Annotated in this window: 1 protein-coding gene; it reads left to right on the plus strand. The window is 43.1% G+C overall.

From position 1 onward, the window contains the following. A partial coding sequence (locus tag A3761_RS26705; protein WP_197472755.1) for a hypothetical protein occupies positions 1–204 on the plus strand: 204 nt, incomplete at its 5' end. Between the last annotated feature and the right edge of the window lie 160 nt (positions 205–364).

The following is a 364-nucleotide window of genomic DNA, read 5'->3' on the forward strand; positions in this document are numbered from 1 at the left end:
CTGAATATTACCTTAAGCGGTCAGCCAGATGGCATTGTCCATTTCCCTAAAGGCACGCCTGCTGCGCATGTACTTTCGTCTAATCCACATGATGCAGTATTCTTGAAGTGCGGTGATTTTGTTGAGAACAAAGGCCACCAGTTTGGTATAGATCTACCTGCAGAAGAAAAACTAGCCCTACGTGAATTCTTGAAACTCATGTAACGTTTGGTACTCATGTTTGTCATGAAAAACGAATGGGGAGGCCTAATTGCTTGAGCTGAGGCAGCTTTGTTATCACAAGGGCTGCTTTAGCTGGGCAATGTTAATAATGAATCTATCTAGAGCAATAAGTGCGTTAGTCCTGTTGTGTATGCTCGCTATT

The sequence above is a fragment of the Oleiphilus sp. HI0123 genome (assembly GCF_001635315.1).